Source organism: Allofournierella sp. CML151 (assembly GCF_027853465.1).
Taxonomy (GTDB): Bacteria; Bacillota; Clostridia; order Oscillospirales; family Ruminococcaceae; genus Allofournierella.
In genome coordinates, this window is record NZ_JAPNNW010000036.1 from 1 (window position 1) to 6171 (window position 6171).

At 56.5% G+C, this 6171-nt stretch carries 8 protein-coding genes; 2 read left to right on the forward strand and 6 right to left on the reverse strand.

Annotated elements, in window-relative coordinates; genetic code table 11:
* Positions 1 to 193 precede the first annotated feature (193 nt).
* The 3 genes from PH256_RS15030 to PH256_RS15040 form a co-directional block, all read right to left on the reverse strand.
* Complete coding sequence (locus PH256_RS15030; protein ID WP_270914808.1) at positions 194 to 919, reverse strand: hypothetical protein; 726 nt, start codon at positions 917 to 919, stop codon at positions 194 to 196.
* Between the two features lie 99 nt (positions 920 to 1018).
* Positions 1019 to 1336, reverse strand: a complete 318-nt coding sequence (locus PH256_RS15035; RefSeq protein ID WP_087294333.1) for a nitrous oxide-stimulated promoter family protein — start codon at positions 1334 to 1336, stop codon at positions 1019 to 1021.
* Between the two features lie 5 nt (positions 1337 to 1341).
* Positions 1342 to 2007 carry a helix-turn-helix domain-containing protein gene (locus PH256_RS15040; RefSeq protein ID WP_270914809.1) on the reverse strand — a complete coding sequence of 222 codons (666 nt, stop codon included), beginning with the start codon at positions 2005 to 2007 and terminating at the stop codon, positions 1342 to 1344.
* Between the two features lie 228 nt (positions 2008 to 2235).
* Here PH256_RS15040 and PH256_RS15045 point away from each other — a divergent pair, with 228 nt between their 5' ends.
* The gene (locus tag PH256_RS15045) at positions 2236 to 2790 is read left to right on the forward strand and encodes a DUF3793 family protein (RefSeq protein ID WP_270914810.1); all 555 of its coding nucleotides are present in this window, start codon (positions 2236 to 2238) and stop codon (positions 2788 to 2790) included.
* A gap of 35 nt (positions 2791 to 2825) precedes the next feature.
* Positions 2826 to 3248, forward strand: a complete 423-nt coding sequence (locus tag PH256_RS15050; protein ID WP_270914811.1) for a flavodoxin — start codon at positions 2826 to 2828, stop codon at positions 3246 to 3248.
* Positions 3249 to 3409: 161 nt separating this feature from the next.
* Here the strand turns inward: PH256_RS15050 and PH256_RS15055 are convergent, their stop codons facing one another.
* From PH256_RS15055 to PH256_RS15065, 3 genes are read right to left on the reverse strand one after another with little or no spacing between them, the layout of a single operon-like run.
* Entirely contained in the window at positions 3410 to 3850 is a 441-nt protein-coding gene (locus tag PH256_RS15055) for an aconitase X swivel domain-containing protein (RefSeq protein ID WP_087183533.1), read from the reverse strand.
* Between the two features lies 1 nt (position 3851).
* Positions 3852 to 5129 carry an aconitase X gene (locus tag PH256_RS15060; protein WP_333766448.1) on the reverse strand — a complete coding sequence of 426 codons (1278 nt, stop codon included), beginning with the start codon at positions 5127 to 5129 and terminating at the stop codon, positions 3852 to 3854.
* Positions 5130 to 5159: 30 nt separating this feature from the next.
* Positions 5160 to 5891, reverse strand: coding sequence for a class B sortase (locus PH256_RS15065; protein ID WP_270914812.1), 732 nt, complete (start codon positions 5889 to 5891; stop codon positions 5160 to 5162).
* Between the last annotated feature and the right edge of the window lie 280 nt (positions 5892 to 6171).

Sequence of the window (6171 nt, forward strand, 5' to 3'; positions counted from 1 at the left end):
ATGGAATGGCCGCCATCCGGCACCGGATGGTGGCAAACGGTCCAGATTGCGCGAAAATGCGCCACATTTCATTGCTTTTTCCACCTGTCTTCTTGTTTTCAAACAGAAAACCTGCTCTGGCCTGATTGCCAAAGCAGGTTTTTCTACAGGCTGAACGCCCCGATTCCGAAGAATCGAGGCGTTTTTATCATAATCATTTTACACGGACACCATCTAGCGTTATCGCATCAATTGAAAAGCCTTCCTCGCCTTCTGTAAACCATACCGCGAAATAAACTTCATCCGATACGCTAAAAGAATTTTCCGCACTAACCTTACCTAAAATTTTATATACATTGTCACTTCGCCCTACACTCCAAGAAAATTCATCAAAATGTGCAGAATCAGGATATTTCAAACACCCTCTTACCGCTTCATCCGCCATTCCCTGCAAAGTTGTAAACACATCAATGGTTACTTTCGTTTCTGGAACATATACATCCTCATAGCTCTTCAAGAATCCGCCAGCCGCACTATCATATAAATCTTCATCACTAAAGCCTGCATAGAACAACTGGCCATCATCTGTTGTAAAATAGAATCGCCTATTCTCGTCTTCTAACCCATTGGGATAGCATACAACAGAATTCAATCCGCTTTGCGCTTCACCAGTATAGTTATCTATAACAATACTGGTTACTCCGACGGTATTTAAAATTTTCTGTATTTCAGTTGCTTGATCTACAGTGTACCCCACTTCCATTAAAGTTTCTGTAATTTGAGAATCAACCTCTGCTGGAGGTTCTAATTCTTCAGTTGGTGCAAAATATGCTGTATCTTCCGAAGAATCGTAACTAGAAACCGTTTCCAATGAACCACCGCATGCAACTAAAAACATTCCCACAAAAAATACCAGAATTAACGCCGTCCATTTCTTCATAATTCACCCCTCCACCAACTATAACCGCACTCTTTTATTTGTTATTATATAACAGACATTTTTAAATGTACAGTTTTATTCCATTGGCGCTATGCTGCATTAGAGCGAACGGGTCAGCACCAGATGGCGCACCGCCGCCACCGGGTCGTGCAGCAGCATCCGAGGGCCTGCGTAGCGCATCACCTGCTTCATCTGCTCCCGCAGCTCAGGCTTATAGCAGGGGCGGGGGCAGGCGCTGCAAAAGGTCTTTTCCGCCATGCGGGGGCAGCGCTGGGTGCGGGCACGGGCGTAATCGGCAAGGGCCTGACATTGCGGGCACAGGCAGCCCTTTTTGCTTTTGTGCTTTCCCCGGCAGTAGATTCGGATCATCTTCTCCACCATCTCCTGTTCGTTCTTCCGCTTGCGTTCCAGCTCCATGCCGCTCACCCCGCCTTCTGCTGGGTCCGCAGCTGCCGCCGCCAGGCGCTGGGAGCCATGCCGTTGCGCCGCCGGAAGGTGGTTGCAAAATAAGCCGCACTGCCAAAGCCGCATTGTTCAGCGATCCGGTCGATGGAAAGACCGCTGTGGCGCAGCAGGTGCTCGGCACGCTCCAGCCGCTGAGCGGTCACATACTGGGAAAAGCTCTGGCCGGTCTGACTGCGGAACATCCGGCACAGGTAGCACTTGCTCACGAATACATGCTTGGCCACCGTTTCCAGCGTGAAGGGCTCGCTCAGGTGGGTGGTGATGTAGCAGCAGGCCATGCGGATGTGATCATCCTGCCGGCCGTCCTCATTCATGCGCCGGATGTACTGGCGGATCATCTCGGCCCCATGGCCCACCAGCGCCGCCTGGGGCAGCGTGCGGGTGTACATCTCCCGGCTGGTGTGTCGGAACTCCACCGGGGCCGCCCCCTGTACCCGTAAAATATGGTCGTACAGGCTCTGGCTCAGCGCCTCCAGCATGGCGCTGCGCTCGGCCGGTTCCGCCTGACTCAGCAGCCGGGCCTTTTCCTCCCACAGCTCCAGCGCCCGTTCCTCCTGACGGCGCTCCACCGCCGTGCAGATATCCCGATGGTCGTAAATGGCCTGAAGCAATTCTCGGTTCATGGTTCTCTCTCCTTTATTATGAAAAAGGTATTTCGCGCCTTTGGTTAGTCTATTCTAACTCCGTGATTAGTATAAACTAACTCCCACACAATGTCAACTGCTGCCGGTGTGATTTTTTGAAAGAACCGTCCAAGATTTTGAAGGCGCGCGGCCGTTTATCGTGCTATAATGCAATCAAGTTAGTTGAAGCTAACCACAAAAAACAAACCGTTGAAAGGAGCCCCTGCCATGCCGCTGGACCGTTACCTCATTGACCACTGTTCCCCCACGCTGGCCAACCTGAAAACCGCCAATCTGTTTTCCTGCCGTTACAGCAGCCAGGAACAGCTAGCCGGTCAGGTGCTGGGCTGGCACCGGGCGCTGGAATCCAAAGGTGTCTGCCTGCGGCTGCTTCGGGCCAAAAATGGCTGTGCACTGATCTATGTGTACCGGCCGCTGCGTCTGGCCGCAGATCTGTGCAAGCCGGGTGTAGCAGAATTCCTGGCCGGGTGCGGCTATCAAAGCCTGGCCCCGAACGAGGCCTTGGCCCGGCTGAGCGAACGTCTTTGCAGCCAGGAGGGCTTTCCTCATGAGATTGGCCTGTTTCTCAGCTATCCGCTGGGCGACGTACAAGGCTTTATTGAAAACGGCGGTGCCCATTATAAATGTTCCGGCTGTTGGAAGGTCTACTGCAACGAATGTGAGACCGCCAAGCTGTTCGCCAAGTATCAGAAATGCCGGGGCGTTTACTGGCGGTTATTCAACGGCGGGCGCAGCGTGCTGCAGCTCACTGTGGCCGCCTGAACCAGTTTGATTTTTCCGAAAGGATGTGTATGACGATGAGCAAAATTGCAGTTGTATATTGGAGCGGTACCGGCAATACCGAACAGATGGCCGCTCAGGTGGCCGAGGGTGTGCGCAGTGCAGGCGGCGAGGCTGTTCTGCTCACTGCCGCGGAGTTTGGCCCCGAGCAGCTGTCTGAATATGACGCAGTCGCCTTTGGCTGCCCCTCTATGGGTGCGGAGCAGCTGGAGGAAGGTGAATTTGAACCCATGTTCACCGCCTGTGAGTCCTCCCTCAGCGGCAAAAAGCTTGGTCTGTTCGGTTCCTACGGCTGGGGCGACGGCGAGTGGATGCGCACCTGGCAGGACCGTTGCGCCGATGCGGGCGCGGCTTTGGTGGGCGAGGGCGTAATCTGCTGCGATGCGCCGGACGAAACCGCCGAAGCTGCCTGCCGCGCATTGGGTGCGCAGTTGACCTGACACGGCCCGGGAGCAGCCGAAAGCGTTCCCATTTGTAAATTCGACATTTTCCAATACCATATGTATTCTTCCTTTTTCAGCTCTCAAGCAGAGAAAGACCGCCGGGTGCCTGCAAACCACCCGGCGGTCTTTCTTTGTTGCTTTCTGTGTGCGGCAGATGCTCAGCCCACGGTCACGGTGCCGTCTTCCTCCACGGTGATGGAGTCGCCGGTCTTCACTGCCTGCAGAAACTCCTCGCCCAGGCTGTCCACGGTGGGCATGGGGTTCTCGCTCCACACACCTGCCAGAATCGCTCCGGCCGCAGCCAAGCTGTCGATGGGCTGGCTGAACAGCAGACAGGCGGGCTGACGGCCCATACAGGCGGCGGTATACAGAACCATGCCGCCGGTGGTGGAGCCGATGGTCATGGGCAGGCACAGCGCCTTGCCCGCCATGGGCTTCTGGTACAGGTCGGGGTTATTCTGGTCGGAACAGGTGGCGTTCTTGTCGCCGAACATCAGGCTCTTCTGGAAGCTGGCCAGAGTATTGAAGCCTCCGTGAGAAACCAGCGCCTCCGCCTTTGCCTTGCCCGGCACCACCGGGCGGCCCTTGAACTGTTTCATCTCAGCACTCCCCTTTCACCATGATCTGCAGCATCTCGGCATCGGTGTAGTAGCGGGCCGAGGAATAGGTACGCAGCTTGTTGGAGCTGGTGGCCACCGGCATCTTACCGCACAGCGGATTGTTCATGTACATCAGCGGGCAGATGGAGGAAAGCACCACGCCCGTCCCCTTCAGACGGTCGGCAGCGGGTGTTTTCGCAAATGCCTTGGCCACCGCGGGCGCGGCGGTGAATACCGTGGGCACCGCAACAGTTTTGCGTCCTGCCTGCTCCAGCGCCGCGCACAATTCGCCGGTCCACTGGTTCAGCTGCTCCAGCGAAAGATGGGGGCAGCCCACAAAGCAGAGCTTCGGCTTTGCATTCGGGTCCTTCCAGATGCAGGGATAGCTGGCCCGTACCCGCTCCAGTTCCGCGTCGTCGATCACATAGACCTGTGCGTCCGGCCGGATGAGTGTCTTGCCCTGCTGGCAAGCCTCCGGGGTGATGCCCTCCACATGGTACAGGCCCACCGCACCGTTGCTGGCACTGGCCGCGCCCATATCCTTCAGATAGGCCTTGGCCGCATCGTCCAACTGACCGCCCAGCCACTGGTCCAAACCCTGGATGTAGGGCACATCCTCCATCACCTTCATACCGATGGCGCTGCCCAGAATCTGTGCCTCCGGGCGGCGGCTGGTCTTCACCTGCACCACCCAGCTGGCCTTGCGGCCCTCGTCGGTGAGCAGGCCGAACTTGGGCACACACCCGGCGATGGAACCGAACAGCTCCAGAATACCGGAATTCCGGTTGCAGCGGGCGCCCAGCACACTGTTGGCATACACCACCGCGCTGGATTCCGCCCAGCTCAGCACCTGGCCCTGCTTCGGCTCGTTGCCTACCTGGGGCAGATAACAGGTGCAGGTGAAGGCGTCGTCCTCCAGAAGGCCCAGCTGCCGCAGCTGGGCCTCGTAGTCATCCTGCTTGGAATACATGAACTTGAACACCAGCTTCTGCAGCAGGTTCGTGGGTACATTGGGGTCCAGCGGCCGGGGGTCCACGCTGAACTTCTGCCCGTTTACCGCTCCGCCTTCAATCAGCTGGTCCATCAGGTCATACACCGGCTTCATCATGGAGAGACCAAAGCTGGTCACCAGATGCCCCTTCTCCGCCGTCACCGGAACCATTTCCTCCGCACCGAAGGCCTCACCATACATCACCAGGGTCTTCATGACCTTGGCCAGGGTTTCCCCCTTTGCGCCGTCCAGCATGGCCTGCTGGTCCGGGGTCAAACGCATTGCCATTGCTCCTCACACTCCCTTATTTTCTTCCCCTCAGGGCAGCTCCACCGTTTCGGCCCGGCGGGCATGTGCCACAATCCGGTCATTGCCGTCATCGGTGCAGGTGCTCAGGGTAAGTACATGGTCATCGGAATACACCGTCACGCCGGTATCGTACAGGCGCGCCTCCCGCAATGTCTTCAAAAACTCGGTGTATTCATCCCCCACCACGAAGCCTACGGTGTAAAGCGGATCGTCCGGCTCCGCTTCGTGGATAGAAAACAACTGGTAACGCCAGGCCCCTTCCGGGGTATACAGGGTAAACCAGCCGCCGTTCTCCGCAAAAAATTCCGGGTCCAGATATTCTTTTAAAGGAGCAAACATGGTACCATTACGCATGTTGTGCCCGTACACAATGGCGTGCAGATCATCCAGCCCCTGGTTATTGCCCTCCAGGAACAATGTCCCCGCCTGATTGTAGCTGCCATCCCACAGGCGGCGCAGATAGTAGCTGTTGTCGCCGCTGTACACAATGGGATAGCTAATCTCCACCGAATCGAAATCGATCCAGCCGATGATATCCGGCCCTTCCTCGCGCAGTGCATCGAAGTCAATATCCAGCGGCACAAAGCCCTCCTCCTGGGTCGTCTCCGCAGGCTGCACTGCTTCCTGCTGTAACTGGTTATAGCGGTCCGTACCGGTCTTGTAGTCCCACAGGCGGTAGGCAATCACGCCCAGGGCACACAGAATCACCAGAACCAAAAGCAGACGTACCAAATCCAGCAAGCCAAATTTTCGTTTTGTTTGTTTTGTGGGCGTGGGCATAGACCACTCCCCCTTTCTGGTAAATAAAAAGCCGGCTGTGAACAGGCGTTTTGCCTTCACAGCCGGCTCTGTTTTATTTTACTGCTGGAATCACTCGCCGTCAACGTTCTTACGGCGGTTGATGGCAAACACGATGGCCGCGATCACCACAATGGCAACCACTGCGCCGCCGATCACCATGGGCATCACGCTGCCGCTGGTGTTCTCACCGGGCAGATTGGCCTGCGGGGTGCTCTCGTCA

What these genes read in the sequence shown, in the direction of transcription:
- PH256_RS15030 (WP_270914808.1), bottom strand. Translation starts at nt 919, where the DNA reads ATGAAGAAATGGACGGCGTTAATTCTGGTATTTTTTGTGGGAATGTTT.
- PH256_RS15040 (WP_270914809.1), bottom strand. Translation starts at nt 2,007, where the DNA reads ATGAACCGAGAATTGCTTCAGGCCATTTACGACCATCGGGATATCTGC.
- PH256_RS15045 (WP_270914810.1), top strand. Translation starts at nt 2,236, where the DNA reads ATGCCGCTGGACCGTTACCTCATTGACCACTGTTCCCCCACGCTGGCC.
- PH256_RS15055 (WP_087183533.1), bottom strand. Translation starts at nt 3,850, where the DNA reads ATGAAACAGTTCAAGGGCCGCCCGGTGGTGCCGGGCAAGGCAAAGGCG.
- PH256_RS15035 (WP_087294333.1), bottom strand. Translation starts at nt 1,336, where the DNA reads ATGGAGCTGGAACGCAAGCGGAAGAACGAACAGGAGATGGTGGAGAAG.
- PH256_RS15060 (WP_333766448.1), bottom strand. Translation starts at nt 5,129, where the DNA reads ATGGCAATGCGTTTGACCCCGGACCAGCAGGCCATGCTGGACGGCGCA.
- PH256_RS15050 (WP_270914811.1), top strand. Translation starts at nt 2,826, where the DNA reads ATGAGCAAAATTGCAGTTGTATATTGGAGCGGTACCGGCAATACCGAA.